Genomic DNA, 16,528 nt, shown 5'->3' with positions numbered 1-16,528 from the left:
CCTCTAGCCAGCCCTCTTGGCCAGCCAGGGGCTCACCCCAGCCCCCTGATTTCCTGAGGCGAAGTGCACCCAAAAATACTCTAGGGCCTTTCGGAAAGAAAAATCGTGTTTTAGAGCTGAATTTCCCAGATTTTGGCGCAATTTTAGACCGAATTTTGTTCAGGATTGCAGAGAAGCTCAAGGAAGATTGTGGGAGCGATATTAGACAGCTTTAGGCAAAGATGTAAATATTTTCGTCGAGAGTGGGTTGGCAGTTTTTCATAGGCTAATAGACAGTTTATGGTAGAGACCTACTTGCAGATTCCTATTCTTAGGATGCCCATTGGTAGCTGATTGTGACCTGTGGCAGGGTAGAACTCTAATGGTTTGGGTAATAATTGGTTCGCGGATTATTAGAATCGTTGGCGTTGGCGTTGGCGTACTGGGAGCTGTAGCGCTGGGACTGCCGGGACCGGTGGCGCTGGGCCAAACCACTTCGCCTCCCCCTAGCAACGTTTTACGAGTCGGCGTTAATCAAATCCGTCCTTTTGTCTTTCTGACACCGGGAGAGTCCCCCTACGGATATAGCGTAGATGTGTGGCGATCGCTCGAAAGAGAGTTAGATATTCAGGCGGAGCTGGTGCCGTTTGATTCCGTCGCGCCGATGCTGGAGGCGGTGCGCCAGGGCGAAATCGACGCGGCGATCGCCGGGATCTCGATCACCGCCAGCCGCGAAGCGGAGAACCTGGACTTTTCCTACCCAATCTACCGGGCGGGTTTGCAGCTGCTGGTGACGCGCCAGCAGTCATCCGGTCTAGCGCAGCTCCTGCGCTATCTGGGGGGCTGGCAGGCCTTCAAGGCGCTGCTGCGGGTGGCCTTGAGCAGTGTTGTGGTGGGGTTTTTGATTTGGTGGTTTGAGCGCAAACACAATCCCGCCTTTCAGCAGGGGCTGGTGCAGGGGGTCGGGCAGGGGGTCTGGTTTGCGCTGGCAACCCTGGGCACCTTTGGCTATGGCGATGTGACGCCGCTGAAGCTGCCGGGGCGGCTAGTGACGGTGATCTGGATGGGGGTCAGCTTTTTTGTCTTGGCAGATTTTATTGCCTCCATGACGGCAGCGCGGCAGCTCTATTTGCCCGTGCAGGACATCGAGGATCTGCATGGGGTGCAGGTGGGCGCGGTGGCAGATACGACGGCGATGGGATTTGCGCGTCGCTACCCGGTTCAGGAAGAGAGTTTTGAGGATCTCGATGGGGCGATCGTGGCCCTGCGGCGAGGCGAGGTAAAGGCGCTGCTGCTCGATCAGCCAACGGCTCGCTATTTTGCGGCACGCTCTTCGGATCTGCTGCTGGCGGGCGATCGCCTGAACTGGGAGGACTACGGCATCGTCGTGCGAGAGGGCAATACGGAGCTGCTCGAATCGCTGAATCGGGGCCTGCTGCGGCTTCAGGAAGACGATGTGTTTCGGCAGCTCGATCGCCGCTGGTTTGGCCAAAGCGATGCCTCCCGTGTGGTTCAATCGGATCGACCGGGCTAGAAATCCAGTCAAACTCTGGTCAAACTCTAGCCAATAGCAAACAGGAGAGAGGCCAGATTGACCACCCATGCCCTGGGGCTGACGCGATCGCTCCAAGACTATCTACAGTCGGTGTCTCTGCGAGAGCCGGAGGCCCTGGCCACCCTGCGGGCGGAGACGGCGCTCCATCCCCTGGGCCAGATGCAGATCGCCCCGGAGCAGGGACAGTTTCTGGCGCTACTGGTGCAGCTCATGGGTGCGCGCAAGACCCTGGAAATCGGGGTTTTCATGGGCTACAGCGCTCTGGCCGTGGCCCTGGCCCTGCCGCCCGAGGGACGCATCGTGGCCTGCGACAACAATCCAGACTACGGCGCGATCGCCCAGCGCCACTGGCAAGCAGCAGGCGTCGACCACAAAATCGAGCTCCATCTGCGCCCCGCCCTAGAAACCCTCGATGTCCTGCTGGCAACGGGGCAGGCCAACACCTTTGATTTTGCGTTTATCGACGCGGACAAGCGCCTCTATGCCGAATACTACGAGCGATCGCTGGCCCTCGTGCGCCCCGGTGGCCTGCTGGCCATTGACAATGTCCTCTGGCACGGCCGGGTCGCGGACCCCTCGGTCCAGGACAACCGCACCCAGCGGATGCGCCGCTTCAACGAAACCCTATCGGGCGACGAGCGCATCAGCCTCAGCTTGGTGCCGATCGGGGACGGTCTGACCCTGGCTTGGAAGCGGCCTTAGAGGTCTGGGCGAGGAGCTGGCGCTGTTTCTCCCGCAGGCGCGATCGCTTTTCCTCGGTGAGCGTGCTCGCACACCCTGGGCACGACACTCCTTCCTCGTAGTCTGGAGACGCCTTGTCCTCAGCGCTGATGGGGTGACCGCAGCCTCGGCACATTTCGTGATTGCCCAGGGCCAAGCCGTGCCCCACAGCAACCCGCTCATCAAAGACAAAGCACTCCCCCTCCCACAAACTTTTTTCGGGGGGCACTTCTTCGAGATATTTCAAAATGCCACCCTTAAGGTGATACACCTCGCGAAATCCCTGGCTCAGCATATAGGACGAAGCCTTTTCGCAGCGGATGCCGCCGGTGCAAAACATGGCGACCTTGGGATGCTGCTGGGGATCGAGGTTTTGCTGCACAAACTCAGGGAACTGCCGAAAGTGTGCTGTTTGGGGATCCTGAGCGCCCCGAAATGAGCCGATCGCGACTTCGTAGTGGTTGCGCGTGTCGATGACCACCACTTCCGGATCGGCCAGTAGCTGGTTCCACTCCTCGGGGGTGACGTAGGTGCCGACTTGGCGATTGGGATCGGCTTCGGGCTGACCGAGGGTGACGATCTCACGCTTGAGGCGAACCTTCATTCGCTCGAAGGGGGGAGTCTGCGCCAGGGACTCCCGGTGCTCTAGGTTGGCAAGCCGAGGATCGCGACGCAGGTATGCCAAAACAGCGTCAATAGAGGCGCGATCGCCCGCAATGGTTCCATTGATGCCTTCTGCTGCCAACAAAATCGTGCCGCAAATTCCCTGGCTCTGGCAGTGCTCCAGCAAGGGCGATCGCATATCAGCAAAGTCAGGCAGAGCAACGAATTGGTAAAAAGTAGCGACGACTTGCATGGTCGGAGACTGGCCAACTAGATCGAAAAGCAGTCTCTTATTTTAGTCCAGCGATCGCACCAAGTTGCGAACCCTAGCTTGTCCGAGTTCGGACAAACTATTTCACCGAGGCAATCAATTCAGGCCACTTAAATCCCTGAATCAATCACTGAATTTTTTGGTTCAGTAGTCTAGCCAGAATTCGCAGATGAATCGTCAGAGCTGCCAGATCTCTTTTCTGCTCCGACGTAAATTGGCTATAGTCGCGTGGGGCATTTTCCAGCAAGTTTTTGAGCTTAGAAAAGGCAGCTTCTGCATGAGTTTGAGTCAAATCAAGAATTCGTTCAATCTCTTCCTTTCTAGCAAAAAACTGTCTAGACTCTGCCTTGACTTTCAGAGTTGCTTGAACCAGCTTTTCACAATCTTCCTGTTCTTTTTGCGACGAAGCAAACAACATACCGCCAGTGACGGCCAAGCCAATGGCAATACCGACTGGGCCTGCCATGGCGAGGAGAGCACCTCCTGCCAACATGCCCCCGCCACCAGCAGCCAAAGTCCCGCCTCCTAGCCAAGCAAGGGCAGCGCTCGTCGCCGCAGCCCCAGATAGGGTCGAGATCGCGGTCCCAGTGGAGGCAGCACCAAAGGTAGTCGCGATCGCCATTGCCGCAGAAGGAGCAACAGCCGCAACTCCCGCCCCCACAGCAACCCCCGATCCAGCAGCAGCGATCACCCTGTTTGTCGAATCAGAAACTTGCTCAACATCATCGACTAGAAGCTCACTTTCAAAGGGTTTAGTGAGCTCTTGAAAAGTTCGATACTCAGACTCATAGAATTCAATAGCTTCAAGAAATTCTTCAGGAATATTTATTAGCAGCTTTATATAGGATTTGCAAATCTCAATCAACTTCATCGCCTTAATTCGTTGAGCATATAATTCTTCAGCTTTAAATTGTACATCTTTGAGAATTTCCTCATATTCTCGCAAAGCGGCTTCCAAATTTCTACGAGCTTTTTTGGGACAACAAGATTTCGACATTTATTTCTCCTAGGTAGAAGTCAGGGGTTAAAGCTAGGTAATTTTGTTCAAATCTGGCTTCAGATTTCTAAAAGCATTTTCTAGACGTCAATGACTAGGAGGCAAAGTCATGCAAATGCTCTCTAGAATCAATAATTCCCAAAATTTTTTAGCCACTAACGAAATCATCCAAAATTTATGAATATTAATTTCTTATAAAGAAGCGTGATTCAGGTCTATCTGGGTGATGCGATCGCGGCCTTGGTGCTTCGACTCATAGAGGGCAGCATCAGCGGCTTGCAGCAGCGTTTCTGGGGTGTGTTGGCCGGAGGGAGTGCAGGTAGTGACGCCCAGGCTGGCTGTGACATGGGCACACACCGACGAGCCGCTGTGAGGGATTCGCAGCTCGTGCAGGCGCTGGCGAATTCGCTCGGCTACCCGCAGCGCGCCATCTGCCCCCGTCTCTGGCAGCACAACCACAAACTCCTCTCCCCCATAGCGCGCCACCAAGTCCCCAGGACGCTTAATTGACGCTTGCAAAACGCTTGCAAACTGCTTGAGACATTGATCGCCCATGGGATGCCCGTAGGTATCGTTATAGATTTTGAACTCGTCTAAATCCGTCAGCAGCATTGATAGTGGCAGATGCGATCGCTCACAGCGCCGCCACTCCAGTTCCAGAAATTCATTGAAATACAATCGATTGGCAACCTGCGTCAGGCCATCCATATAAGCCTGTTTGCGAAGCTGCTGCTCAAGCTGCTTAATTTCGCTAATTTCCATCAAAATAAGACCGACTTGATTCGGCCTTTGACGAGAATTTAAAATCGGAAAGTAAGTAGCGAGCCAAGTTTTGATTTGATCGTTTGGATCCTGAATCCTATTGTTTTCCTCTCGGTTCAAAACGGGTTTTCCAGTATTCAAAACCTGGCGGTAGATAGGCTCGATTTCCGCAGCCAGATCAGGGCGAATCTCGTGGATTGACTGGCCGATGTGGGACTCGGCAGGCAGATTGTGCATGTCCGCCATCAGCGTGTTGACGCGGACATAGCGCAAATCGCGATCGACAATGCCCAAGCCCACAGGTGCCACAGAAAAGAAACCATCTAAAATCGCCTGACTTTCTCGCAGCTGAGCCGTGCGATCGCTCACCTGCTGCTCTAGACTCAGTAGGGTTTTTTCTAAGCTCAGTTCAACCGCTTTCTGCGTATTTAAAGCGCCGCCCAAGACCAAGGTAGAAACCGAACAAGCTGTAATAAAAGACTGCAAAATCACCAAAGAGTGAGTTGTCGAATTGCCGGCAAAGGTGCCCAAACTATTGGCGGTGCTGACGATGGCGATGAGGGCAATCAGGCTCACCAGGGCGCTGGTCGCAAAGTTTCCTAGGCGCAGCCCAGACCAAATCAGCACCAGCAGCAGCACATACTCAACGGGATATCCTTGGCCAAAAATGAGCCAGCAAAGCCCCAGCGTTGTCCCCAAAATGCCCATGATTTCTCGGCGAAACTGGGGACGCAGCAATGCAGCTGCCTGAGGCCCAAAGAGGAGAGTGGGCGTCAAGATCAAGATGGCGGCTACGCCAGCCGACCACCACGTCAGCCAGGAAATGCCGTAGGTTTGCCAGGGGACAATACCGACCAGGGAAGAGACCGTGACGCCGATGAAGGCGGGCAGCGTCGGCGCGACAGTGGCCGCCACCACAAAAGCAATGACGCCTTTCGTTCGCTCTAGGGAGGGCGGGGCGTGGGTGAGCCGACGGATCAGGTCGACGCCGATGACCGGTTGCAGGCTGTTGGCGATGGTGCAGGCAATGATCGCAACGATGTCGCTGGACACTGGCCAGGCCAGGTTCATGGTCAGGTTGTTCCACACCATGAAGACGATCGAGCCCAGGGCGATACTGGGCAGGGCGCGCAGACCGAACCAGATGACAAAGGCGAAGGTGAAGCCAGAGGGGAACCAAACGGCTGTTATCTTGCCGGGTAGCATCGCAAACTGAAGACTCATTTTTGCCGTGATGGCATAGATGCAGGCAATTGTCAGCGTTTGCAGCAATATCAACGCTTGAGGTTTGGTTAAATGAGTTTTTTGTAGCAGATGGTCCAGCGTGCCCTTGAGTTTGGAAATCTGGGTTTGTTTCCTTGAAACCATAGTTCCCCTGTCACTGGCAAGTGAGTTTGCGCAGTGTGTAAATGGGCTGAGCCTTTGCTCAAGAGCTCAGGTTTATCTATGGTAAAGGTTCCCTATCCCCGGAAGTTGTCACGCTTTAAACGGGCGATCGCGGGCAAGGGATGCCAAGTTCTGATGGGAAGGCACAGCCCACAAGAAAGGGCGATCGCCTGTGTCTCTATTTTTTTAATCCAACAACGCAATAATCTCTTCAACCGTTAAGCGAGAGGGTGTATTCCACGGTGAACCACCCACGGTCCGTCGTCCACCCCAGGTGCCAGAGTCAGGATCTTTCGCTTGATCCGCTTGACTCAGGCGATCGAAAGCACCTTGGGTATAGTCCAATTCATGCACTTGCGGATGGAGGGGAATGCTGCCCAGGGTGTACTGAGTTCCGCCGGTCCGATGATCGCGAATGGTCAGCGCTTCTGGGCGCAGGGGAGCTTGGAAAGAGTCGTGCGCTTTGGGCAGAGCCTGGTAGAAGGAGCGCGGATCGATCCCGTGACTGGTGCTGGTTTGATCGCAGACCGCAATATCACCGCGATCGGTCTGCACAAACCAAATTCGACCTTCGTCAATCAGCATTTGGGCATCCGCTTCAATCTGCTGCCAGTAATTATCCGCTTCTCCACTCTCTCCAGGATACGGAGACTCACCCTTAGCAGCAGCAATCAGCCAATCAGTGCCTCGACGAAAGGCCTCCGACGAATAGGCTTCCCACTGTTCATCCGCCCACGCTTTGCGCTCGTGAGGAAGCCCTAGATCAGCCGCAATTCCTTCGCTTGCAGTTTTCAGAGCGACCACAGCCTTGGCCCCAAACGCTGCATACTGCTGCAACTCGTCGGGAACTACTAGATGATCGCAGTCCCACGCGATCGCCCGCAGTTTCGCGATCGTCTCAGGGGTCAGCACTTCCCGAGGCAACTGCACCCAAGCCGCCGCACAGCAAGCATCCGCATCCACCATCGTCGTCACAAAGCAAGGTGGCTGCCCAGTAGCCCGTTCTGCCAGCAGGGTTTGCTGCTCCGGCATGGGGATCTCATCTATCTGCACATCAGCTCCCCCAGAACGATGATGATCCCAGTGCAGGTCTCCCGGTCTCGCTGACCAGCCAGGCACAGTGCCATCCACCATGATGATTTGATGATCACCAGGCAGACGATCGGCCTTGGTCGTCACGAGATAGCGCATAAAGCAATAATCGAGTGATGCCGCATTCGGCTTTAGCGTCTCACAGAGAATCGCTCTTGCTGTTTTTAAGCATCAACCTCAATGTTTTCATAAAGGCTAATGATTTCAAGTTGAGCTTCAAACGCACTCAGGGATAACGTAACATTTGGATCACCATATTCTGATAGGAGCCATTGATTAGCAGATGTTTTGACGTAGTGTTCTACGTGAATACTGTACTGATCAATGAGGAGATACTCGCGGAAGCTTTCAATGGTGCGGTAAGCAGAAAACTTTTCGCCGTGGTCGTAATCTTGGGTTGATTTGGATAGCACTTCAGCAATGAAACAGGGATTGATCACAGTGTCAGTACGCCCCGTTTGAAGCTGTAAGGGTTTTTCGACAACCATCAAATCAGGATAGGTGTAAAGCTTGCGATCGGGAATCCACAGGCGTTGATCGGCTCCAAAAATACGGTAGGGTTTGCCTCGCAAAGCAGACTTGAGCAGGGTTGCAAGATTAATGGCTAGTTCATTATGGTCAGGTGTGCCTCCCGTCATGAGTCGAATTTCTCCATTCACATATTCATGGCGTTCCTCCGAAGCCATTTCAAATTCCAGATATTCTTCACAGGTATAGATGCGTTGCTCAAGTGCCTGTGTCATTACGTGCTCAACCTCCCTTATGCTCAACGGTATCTGGCATTTGGTGGATGATTTCCATGGTACGAACGCTGACGGTACAAACCCAATCAAGCAGGTCAATCACCTTTTGTGTTCCCACTTAATCTCAATTCTGACTCATCGACAAGGTTCCGGATCTGAAGCTGGGAAAGACATTTGAGCAAGGATCTGCATTCAGGCAGGCGATCGCATCTCACCAAGTAGAAATATGATCAGGCTTCAACGGGCAAGCATCATCGAGCAGAAGATAAGTCGTCTGAGAAGACCAACCACGTTCAGTTAGCCATTGGCTTCGGGGAAAGCAGAGTGGATCAGATCGGCGATCTGATCGAAGCGAAAATCATTGACCCAGGTTGAGAGGGCTTTTTCTAGGGTTTCTAGGGAGTCAGGCATCTCCTCGATCAGCTTGAGGATCAGCAGATCACTCCCCTGACGAGCGGCGTAATAGATTTGCTGACACCAGGTTTCGGGCATCGTGCGGAGCTGAGAGATCAGCAGGGCCGTATCCGCGATCGCCTCTTCTTCGGGTGACTGGACATCATCTTCATAGACATACTGGAGATTCAGGCTGGCCCGCAGCTTATCAAAGAGCTCCTCCTCCGAAAAAGGCTTGCGAATAAAGTCATTGCAGCCGCTGTCTCGGGCCTGCTGATGCTCCTCCTCAAAGGCATTTGCCGTCAGGGCCACAATGGGCACTCGATCGCCGCCGGGACTCGCCTTGATCCGGGCCGTCGCTTCGTAGCCATTCATCACCGGCATGCGCATATCCATCAAGATCAGGTGGGGATGCCACGCCTGCCAGGCCGCGATCGCCTCTTGACCATTTTCTGCCTCGTGGACCTCGAAGCCCACCGCCGTCAGCATCCGCGTCAGCAGCAGACGACTTTTTGGGTGATCCTCGACCACCAAAATGCGAGTCGGCGGCTGATCGGGGGCCAGAGCCAGCACGCGCCGCTGGGGCGATCGCAGCGGCACCACCAAAGACTCATCCGCCAACAGCACCGGTATGACAAAAGAGAACAAAGCCCCCTGGCCGATCTCACTTTCGAGAGAGATCTTGCCGCCCATCAGCTGCACAAACCGCTGGCTAATCGGCAGCCCCAGCCCCGTCCCTTCTCCCGACTTGATGCCCAGAGCCGTTTGATTGAACACGTCAAAGAGATGCTCTTGCTCGTGGAGCGCAATTCCGGGTCCCGTATCCTGGACCTCAAAGCACAGCAGCAGCCCCGTCCCCAGCACCTCTCCCGCCTGGGCAGGAGCATTTTCGGTCCGCAGGCGCAGGACGACCTTGCCGCGCTCGGTGAACTTGATGGCATTGCCCAAGAGATTGGTCAGGACCTGGCGCAGCTTGGTCTCATCGGCTTTGATATATTGCGGCACTCGGGGCGATCGCTCGATGCGCAGCTCCAGTCCCTTCGCCTGGGCCTTGACGCTCAGCAGCGCCTCCAGCGTCTCGATCAGGTGATAAAGATCGAAATTATCCTCATTGAGAAACACTCGTCCCGCCTCGATCTTAGACATCTCCAAAATGTCATTGATCAAGTCGAGGAGACTCGCGCCGCTGCGGCTAATCACCTCGACATATTCCCGGTGAGCCGCCGAGAGAGAGCGATCGCGGTGGAGCAGCTGCGTAAAGCCCAAAATCGCGTTGAGGGGCGTCCGCAGCTCGTGGCTCATATTGGCCAAAAACTCGCTTTTCGCCCGGTTGGCGCTATCGGCTGCCTCCTTGGCTAGCTGCACCTCGATGGACTGCTGCTGGGTTTTGGCAAACAGCTCCGCCTGCTGAATCGCTACGCCCAGTTGATTACCAATTTGGGTGGTTAGAGTGATTTCGGTCTCCTGCCAGCGGCGATCGCCCCGAAACTCCGCCGCGATCAGCAGTCCCCAGCGCTGGCCGCGCGCGAGAATCGGCACGATCAGGCAGCAGCTAGTTGGGAAAGCAGTCGCCAGGGAGAGCGTGGCGATCGCCGGCGTGCCAGGGCTCTCCAGCAAAAATCGGCTCAAAGCCGAGAAATCCAGACTTGCCGCGATCGCCCCCCGCGAAAAAGGCGGCCAGGGGCTCTCGGGCGCGATCGCCTCCGCCTCGATCTGGCCGCTGCCCTCCGGCCCGCAGCGCCCCACCAGCACGCGATCGCACTGTAGCGCGCTGCGCAGCTCCTCCGTCATCGAGCGAAAAATCACCGCCGGCTCCAGGCTCTGGCTCATCCGCTGGACAATGCGGGCCACCGTTCGCTCCTTCTCGATCAGCTGGCACAGCGTCACCTCAGCGAGCTTGCGATCGGTGATATTCGTGTGAGACCCCACCATGCGGTAGGGGACGCCCTGGTCATTCCACAGCGCCGCCCCCCGCGCCAAAATCCAGCGGTAGGAGCCATCGCAGTGCGCCGCCCGAAACTCCACCTCATAGATCGGAATCTGGCGCGCAAAATAGGCCTCGATCTGCGCCAAAATCACCGCCCGATCCTCCGGATGCAGCAGCTGCATAAAAGACTCAAAGGACGGATTGAGATCCACCGTGTCGTAGCCCAGCATTTGCTGCCAGCGCGGCGAATAGTAAACCTCCCCCGTGGACAGATTCCAGTCCCAAATGCCGTCATTCACCCCCTCCAGCGCCAGGGCAAAGCGCTCCTCGCTGCGGCGCAGCGCCACCTGAGCCTGCTTTTCGGCGGTGATATCGCTGAGGGTACACACCAGCCGCTCCAGGGCGCCCCCCGCATCTCGGTGGGGGTCGGTGTGCACCAGCAGCCAGCGGCGATCACCCCCTTGGATCGGCGCTAGGCCCATCACCACATCCCGCACTGGCTCCCCCGTCGCGATCGCCCGCGCCATCGGCCACTCCTCCGGCAAAAAGGGCGTTTCGTCTTCGTGGAGCAGCTGCCACACCGGGCTCACCAGCGCCTGAAAGGACTTCCCCCCCTGACCGGTCAAATCCAGCTCGAGCAGCCGCTCGACAGCCTGGTTGGCCACCACGATCTCCCCAGCCACATTGAGAACCAGCACCCCCACCTGCATTTCTCGAATCAGCTGCCGAAAGCGGTTTTCGCTTTCGACCAGGGTCTGCTCCCGCCGCCGCTGGGCCGCCAGGCGCTGCTCAAACAGCGACGTCACCAAGGTCAAGGCCAGCAAAAACAGGCTCGCCGCCCCCACCCCGACCGCCAACAGCGACGGGGCCAGAGCCGGACTAGACGAGGGCAGCGGCCCCGGCTGCGCAAGAAAGCAGGTCGCCAGCATACCGGTATAGTGCATACCGCTGATGGCAACCCCCATCACCAAGGCGCTGCCGAGCTTGTACCAAATGAGGCGCTGCTCAGTTTGCTGTCGCAGCTGAAACGCCAGGCCCAGGGCAGCCCCCGACGCACCAATGGCGATCGCCACCGACAGCCCCACCAGGCCCGCATTGTAGGTCAGGCGCACCGACGGCCCCATCGCCGCCATTCCCAGATAGTGCATCGCCGCGATCGCCAGCCCCATGGAGAGACTGCCGCCCGCCAGCACCAGCCAGTCCATACGGGGGCGAGCCAGCAGCACCAGCCCAAACCCCGACGCCAGCACCGCCACCCCCAGCGAGCCCAGAGTCAGCGTGACATCATACTGGACCGCCACCGGCAACTGAAACGCCAGCATGGCCACAAAGTGCATGGACCAGATGCCGCTCCCCATGGCGATCGCACCCCCCACCAGCCACAAAGCCCGCAGCCACGATCGCGCCGACCTCACCCGACCGCCCAAATCCAGCGCACTATAGGACGCGATCACCGCGATCGCCAGTGACAACAGCACAAGCTCAAGGTGATAAGTACCAACCATAGGATGGGTGATGGGCATGTATGAGCAACCGTGAACGCAAGGTAAGGATCCATTCCAGCGGGAGCCTAGGCACCCAAACCCGTGCCAGAAGACACAGCAGAGGAATATCTCTAGACTGCCCAGCCCTCTAGTCTTTTTAGCTTTTTTTGGCCAGAAGGGCTCCCCCGAGCCCAGACGCCCGCAGCCCCGCAGGCGCGAGCCTCCAGTTCTCAGGAGCCTTACATTCCCTCTGTCCCAGCAAAAGCGATCGCCAGAGGAGCACCTCCAGCGATCGCCAAAAGCAGTTTTTTTGACCCGAAGCGGGCTCCCTGAGTCCCTAGCCTTGATAGCAGGCCAAACGCTGAATCAGGCGCTCTTGATCCAGGGGCGATCGCAAGGACTGCGCCGCTTGGCGAGCCGCCTCATGGCGGCCCATTTCTGCATAGCGGAGGGCGATCGCTTCGAGCAAACTCCCTCGGTCAAACTCATCATTGACCGGAATCGACGGATCGATCTGGGCCGCCGCCGCAAAGCTATTTTCGTCTGGGCCGGTCAGATTTTGGGCGATCGCCAGGGCCTGGGCCAAAATTTCCGCCGCTGGCTCAGGCTGCCCGGTTCCCCGGTAATGGTCTGCGACCTTGAGCCAAAAAGCAACTTTTTGATGGGGGTTATAGAGTTTCTCAGCGGCTTTTGACACCGCTGACAGCTCTCCCGCATCCAGCATTTGCTGCAAGATCATCTGCAAGGGGCGATCGCGCTCCTCAGAGTCCCCCAGCGCCTCTACTAGCCGGAAGGCCAGCGGATATTCTTGGGCCTTGAGAGACTGGCTCAGCAGCTGCTCCACGCTATAGGAAGTCGAGCCCTGGGGATTGAGCGCCTTCGCCACCGCCAAAGCGCGGGCCTGGGCGTCGGCAGCCTGCGATGACTGCTGCATCTGCGCAAACGTCACTGCGATCGCGCCCATGGCCTCCAGTTTCGCTGGCGAATTTTCCAGCGTTTCCAGCGCCTTCAGCGCCTGGGTGAGCTGGTCAGCGGCTCGATCGACTTGGCCCTCTTCTCGGTAGGCCTGGGCGATCGCAACTCGCCCAAGAGACTGACTGGGATAGTTGCTGTTGTCTTTGATCTGAGTGAGCAGCTGAATCGCCTGGTCATACTGCCCCGCCTGGGCATAGCCCGCAGCCAGGGACCTGAGGCTGATATAGCGCGTCTGGTTCTCCCAGCCCGGCGGAATCACCTCAGCCGCTTGCTGGGCGATCGCAAACTTTCCAGCTGCACTGGCTTCTTCAACCAGCTTGAGAAGGAGATCGTGCCGCAGGTTTTCATCTAGAGATTGGCTCAGCGCCAGCGCCAGCTCATACTGCTGATTGGCTACATACTGGCTAGAGATCTCTCGCAGCAAACTATCCCCATTATCAAAAGGAGAGATCGTCCGGGCGATCGCCGCCAAATCTGCCATGAGTGTTGTCGCGGGTTCGGGCCGATTAGCGCGATGGCTGATCGACGCGAGCTCTGCCAGCGTGCGGATTTTGACTTCTGCTGAAGAGATCTTGCCCACTCTCTCTCGGGCACTCTCCCACTGTCCGCTCTCGGCATAGGCCAAAGCGACTTCAGCCATGGCATCCGATCGCGATCCCTCCGGCAGCGTAGATAAAATATCCTGCGCCTGGGTCAACATCGTCTCCGCCGCAGCGGGGGAGCCAGCCTGGGCCAGGTGGCGCGCGATCGCCGCCAGCGTCTTTGCTTTCACCACCGGCACCTGAATGCGCTCAGCGGCTCGCTGAGCGGGCTGCTCTGCCCCGGCCTTTCCGTAGCCGATGGCGATCGCCCGATAGATATCCGCCAGATACCCTTGATCCTGGGTCTTCATGGCCTCTGTCTGCCGCACCGCTCGATCCAGCACCGCGATCGCCGCCGATTTCTCTCCCGCAGCCGCGTATCCCTCAGCCAGTGGAGCCGCGATCAGCCCGAAACCATCTCCCTGCAACCGCCCGAGCAGCTGCTCTGCCTCATCCAGCAGCGATCGCGCCTGCTCGGTCTGCCCCAGGGTCGTATAGTAGCGCGCCAGGCGGATCAAAATAGCCCGCTTGGTATTGATCACCCCATACTCACCCTCCAGCGCCTGGGTGGCCGCCGCTATCTTTGGTAACAGCGCCAAAGAAATTTCTTTCTGCTGGCTTTTAGACGCATGGAGAATCATTTGCTCCATCGTGCTGGGCTGGCCCCCTGATTCACCCGCGATGTTCGCCACCATCTCTGTTTTCGCGAAGGGATCGCCGATCGCTGGCACCATCAGCAGCGCCTGCTCGAGCGATCGCGCCGCCAGATCAAACTGGCCCGCCGCAGCATATCCCTGACTGCGATACACCAAATCCCGCGCCAGTAGTTCCAGGGTCTGGCCCGCTTCAGCATCACATTTTGCGGTCGAAGAACTCGCCGGAGGAGAGGACTCCGCCACTGCCCCAGGGATGGAGCGCATTGAAGCGGTACAGAGCAACATCAATCCCAGGCAACCGACCACCCGCCAACCCTGGTTCAAATGCATAGTGCTTGAGTCTTAGTAGCGTTAAACAGTGTTCTCTACACGCTCCTAGGACCGTCTTCCGCGAACATTCGTTCCGCAACCGCCGGGAAGTCACGCACGAGAGCAGTCTCTACTACTTGCGCAAACTCTCCCAATATATAGATGCCTGATCTAGATGCCTCATCTCTTTCGAACAGACACTGAAAGGAGAAGCAGTTTAAAAGTTTCTAAAAATTTCTAATCAGGGCGATAGCCTTCAATGCCTCGGGCAAGCAGAGAGTGCAGAACGATCGCTTTTTGGTTATGATCTGGCTCGGCGCTGCTAATTCTCAGGCTCCATAGATCTGCCAGGCGATCGCCCCTAGCAGCACCCCCAAACCGAGCGATCGCCGAAAATAGTTCACCCCATCAAAGAGCTCTTGCCATGCCCAGGTAAACAAAGCCCCAAAGGCCACCGCCGCCAAGCCTTGGTGCAGCTTGCCACTCGCGGTGCCATAGGACAGCAGCGAAGCAGCCAGCCAAACAAGAATGGGTAAATTAGGCACTTGGGCAATCACAATATTGCCCGCGTCATCTCGAAAAACGCGATCGAAAAAGCTTTTTTGCTGGCGGCCAGAGTCAATCATTATCACATTTAATCCAAAAGAAAAAAGGTAAATTCCTACGGGGATTGTATTTACAACCTCTATCCTTAGGATTGCCTGACACCCTCTTTCTTCAATCACCCAAAAGTTATAAACACCATTTTATTTTTATCCAAAAAATTAAGTATTTTTGACTTCCTTTGCTAAAACAGAAGATGTTCCCTAAAAATAAAAAAGTCCTACCTACAGCCGCAGTGGCAGGCCATGGAAGCTAACTGGAAATCCTCTCAGTTTCCTTTGATGCAGTGGGTTATCTTCGGAGCGAATAATCAAGAAACAATAACGGCAATATAATGACCCTCAGGCCTATCGCACTCAAAGACAGTTAGGAAAACAGACATTCAATTACACGCTTTGGGGTTTTGTTTGACCACAACATCACCGCTGTGAACTCTGACCTTCCTATATATCTGCTGCGTTAGCACTTCATTTCCAACACCACAGCATTTGTGGTTACCACTGCACCAGCCCTGAAATTTTCAAGGAGAATTCGTGTCTGTTCAATTATCCAGCTCTGCCTCAACCGGTGAGCAATCTCTCGTCTTAAGCTGGAGCAATGTCGCTTTTTTCAGCGCCTTCCACATCCTGGCACTCCTAGCACCCTGGTTTTTTTCCTGGTCCGCTTTAGGAGTCATGCTTTTTTTACACTGGTTGTTCGGCAGTATTGGCATCTGTCTGGGGTATCACCGCCTCCTGAGTCATCGCAGCCTTCGAGTTCCCAAGCCGCTAGAGTATACTTTCGGCCTTTTGGGGGCGCTGGCACTTCAGGGCGGACCCATTTTTTGGGTGGCAGGCCATCGCCTACACCACGCCTTCACCGAAGACGTCCACAAAGATCCCTACTCGGCGCGGCGCGGCTTCTGGTGGAGTCACATTCTTTGGATTCTGTATCCCCGGCCAGAGTTCTTTGACGTCAACACCTATCGCAAGAATGCCCCTGATCTGGCACGCGATCCTTTCTATACCTGGCTCGATCGCTATTTTCTACTTTTGCAAATTCCCCTGGCAGGACTTCTCTATCTTTTGGGAGGCTGGCCTTTTATAGTCTATGGGGTATTTGTCCGAGTCGTCCTGCTTTGGCACACCACCTGGCTGATCAACTCAGTCACGCACCTATTTGGCGATCGCACCTTTGAGACAGAAGATGGCTCGCGAAACCTCTGGTGGGCAGCGCTCCTGACTTTCGGAGAAGGCTGGCACAACAACCATCATGCCTATCCCCGAGTCGCAAAAGCAGGCTGGAAGTGGTGGCAAATTGATATCACTTGGTGGGTAATTCAGGTCCTCATAACGCTGGGACTTGCCAAGAAAGTCATCATGCCGCCCCTAGAGGCAGACACCACCCGATAAATTAATTTGCCGATCTATCCGTCTATCAGGGGATAGATCGGCAAATTAAATCTTATACTAGCGCTTAAATTTTAGGCTTTTCGGTCAATCGATTAGGATGC

General features: G+C 56.0%; 11 protein-coding genes. 3 read left to right on the top strand and 8 right to left on the bottom strand.

Features of this window, described 5'->3' with window-relative positions:
- The first annotated feature begins 361 nt into the window (after positions 1-361).
- Positions 362-1,513, top strand: coding sequence for a transporter substrate-binding domain-containing protein (locus tag GEI7407_RS08650; protein WP_015171766.1), 1,152 nt, complete (start codon positions 362-364; stop codon positions 1,511-1,513).
- A 57-nt stretch (positions 1,514-1,570) separates the two neighbouring features.
- A complete protein-coding gene (locus tag GEI7407_RS08645; protein WP_015171765.1) occupies positions 1,571-2,236 on the top strand; it encodes a class I SAM-dependent methyltransferase in 666 nt (221 codons plus the stop codon).
- On the opposite strand, the gene GEI7407_RS08640 is transcribed toward GEI7407_RS08645, so the two are convergent.
- The 8 genes from GEI7407_RS08640 to GEI7407_RS08605 all read right to left on the bottom strand — a co-directional run bounded on the left by GEI7407_RS08640 (position 2,184) and on the right by GEI7407_RS08605 (position 15,059).
- Positions 2,184-3,110 carry a rhodanese-related sulfurtransferase gene (locus tag GEI7407_RS08640; RefSeq protein WP_015171764.1) on the bottom strand — a complete coding sequence of 309 codons (927 nt, stop codon included), beginning with the start codon at positions 3,108-3,110 and terminating at the stop codon, positions 2,184-2,186. The genes GEI7407_RS08645 and GEI7407_RS08640 overlap by 53 nt on opposite strands.
- A 145-nt stretch (positions 3,111-3,255) precedes the next feature.
- A complete protein-coding gene (locus GEI7407_RS08635) occupies positions 3,256-4,125 on the bottom strand; it encodes a hypothetical protein (RefSeq protein WP_015171763.1) in 870 nt (289 codons plus the stop codon).
- A 192-nt stretch (positions 4,126-4,317) separates the two neighbouring features.
- Positions 4,318-6,255, bottom strand: coding sequence for a diguanylate cyclase domain-containing protein (locus tag GEI7407_RS19455; protein WP_015171762.1), 1,938 nt, complete (start codon positions 6,253-6,255; stop codon positions 4,318-4,320).
- A gap of 204 nt (positions 6,256-6,459) precedes the next feature.
- Entirely contained in the window at positions 6,460-7,464 is a 1,005-nt protein-coding gene (locus tag GEI7407_RS08625) for a hypothetical protein (protein ID WP_015171761.1), read from the bottom strand.
- A 65-nt stretch (positions 7,465-7,529) separates the two neighbouring features.
- Positions 7,530-8,108, bottom strand: coding sequence for a Uma2 family endonuclease (locus tag GEI7407_RS08620; RefSeq protein ID WP_015171760.1), 579 nt, complete (start codon positions 8,106-8,108; stop codon positions 7,530-7,532).
- 297 nt (positions 8,109-8,405) lie between these two features.
- Complete coding sequence (locus tag GEI7407_RS19450; RefSeq protein WP_190274183.1) at positions 8,406-11,933, bottom strand: MHYT domain-containing protein; 3,528 nt, start codon at positions 11,931-11,933, stop codon at positions 8,406-8,408.
- Between the two features lie 316 nt (positions 11,934-12,249).
- A complete protein-coding gene (locus tag GEI7407_RS08610; RefSeq protein WP_150109748.1) occupies positions 12,250-14,388 on the bottom strand; it encodes a lipopolysaccharide assembly protein LapB in 2,139 nt (712 codons plus the stop codon).
- A gap of 374 nt (positions 14,389-14,762) precedes the next feature.
- A complete protein-coding gene (locus GEI7407_RS08605; RefSeq protein ID WP_015171757.1) occupies positions 14,763-15,059 on the bottom strand; it encodes a hypothetical protein in 297 nt (98 codons plus the stop codon).
- A 510-nt stretch (positions 15,060-15,569) separates the two neighbouring features.
- On the opposite strand from GEI7407_RS08605, the gene GEI7407_RS08600 reads away from it, so the two are divergent.
- Positions 15,570-16,427, top strand: a complete 858-nt coding sequence (locus tag GEI7407_RS08600) for a fatty acid desaturase (RefSeq protein ID WP_015171756.1) — start codon at positions 15,570-15,572, stop codon at positions 16,425-16,427.
- The last annotated feature ends 101 nt before the right edge of the window (positions 16,428-16,528 follow it).

The organism is Geitlerinema sp. PCC 7407 (genome assembly GCF_000317045.1).
GTDB lineage: Bacteria > Cyanobacteriota > Cyanobacteriia > PCC-7407 > PCC-7407 > PCC-7407.
This window is presented reverse-complemented; position numbering and strand designations above follow the sequence as displayed.